Source organism: Mesorhizobium sp. M6A.T.Cr.TU.017.01.1.1, assembly GCF_004023115.1.
Classification (GTDB): Bacteria; Pseudomonadota; Alphaproteobacteria; order Rhizobiales; family Rhizobiaceae; genus Mesorhizobium; species Mesorhizobium mediterraneum.
Map to the genome: position 1 here is coordinate 1 of NZ_RZTA01000262.1, position 1,238 is coordinate 1,238.

Sequence of the window (1,238 nt, forward strand, 5' to 3'; positions counted from 1 at the left end):
GCCCACGTCAAGGCCGCGAGCGCGCCGAGATAGAGCGCCAATCGTGTCGAAAGGGTCAGCGCGCCAAGGCATACGAAAATCAGCAGGAATTTGAAGCTGCCCTCGCGCAGTTGCATCGCGGCCGGCGCGACCTCCAGGGAAAACGGGTTGGGCGTTACCAGCAGAACGGTCAGCAGAATGATGTCCAGCGTACCCACGAGGTCAGCGGCTGATCGATGAAAAGAAGCAGGAGATCACGGCGAGCGATGCCGTACGCGCCCAGAACTGCAATGCAGCACCCTGGCGTTCTGCGCGCTCCCGCAAATTTTTCAGGCGCGAATAGCGGCGAAGTTCAAGTGTTGGCGCCGTCGGCATAGGATCACTTCGATTTCACGGGGACGTGTCACGCATTCGGCAAACCCGCCCTCTACTGGCAAATCAGTGCGCGAACTCTACCATGAATGTGGTTTCATTTTTGAAGCGCGGCTGCAAAGAGCAAAAAGTGTCCGGACAAAAGATCATCGTGGAAACTGAAGCAGGACAGGCGGAGGCTTCCCAGTTCAGGTCACCAAAAATGGTGGCAGTCGGCGCCGCCGGAGTGGTGCGCGACAAGCCGCCAGGTACAATCCTGCTCGGGATGATTGGCTGTGTCAGGCCGGCAAAGCACGGCGTCCCTTTGCAGGAGCGACGGGCCGGTCGGACGCCCCGGCATCTCGCGGGTGCGACCCGATCGGCATGATCGCCGGGAACGGCGTCGCGCCAAAGGCAAACGTCCATTTGTAACCGGTGAGCCCGTCTTCGGGCGTCGTGTGCTGATCGTGATGGGCAAGCAATTTGACGCGTTCCGCCAGCTCCTCCGCCTCACGCTTCACCATTTCCGCCGTCTCCGGCCGCATCCGCCTGGAGAAGCTGACGAAGGTCGCCTCCCGCTCCAGATGCGTGATCGCCCAGCCGATAAAATTCTTGTTGGTCATCTCGAACAGCGGCCGCATCGGCCCTTCGAAATTCCACTGGATCGGCGTCTCGACCAGCAACCTGGCCGACAGGCCGCGGCCAAGCGCGACCAGGCCCAGCTCCTCGAGGTCACGCAGATAGAGGAACATCGAGGCCTCGCTCAACCCTTGTGAGCGCATGATGCCTTCGGGTGTGAATTTCTCGGAGAGCATGACGAAGATGAACAGCAGCGCCGGCCGGCTGGCGAGCTTGCGCTCGATGTCCGACGCGATGTGGTTGGCCGGCCCCGGTCCCCTGTTCATAGA

At 61.2% G+C, this 1,238-nt stretch carries 2 protein-coding genes and 1 pseudogene; all 3 read right to left on the reverse strand.

What is annotated here, in order from left to right:
* Nucleotides 1–197 (reverse strand): annotated as a pseudogene (locus EOB36_RS35635) (adenylate/guanylate cyclase domain-containing protein); the annotation flags it as partial.
* 4 nt (nt 198–201) lie between these two features.
* Nucleotides 202–354, reverse strand: a complete 153-nt coding sequence (locus EOB36_RS35640; RefSeq protein WP_245467977.1) for a hypothetical protein — start codon at nt 352–354, stop codon at nt 202–204.
* A gap of 275 nt (nt 355–629) precedes the next feature.
* Nucleotides 630–1,238 (reverse strand): XRE family transcriptional regulator (locus EOB36_RS33865; protein ID WP_128286592.1); only part of this gene is annotated, 609 nt, incomplete at its 5' end.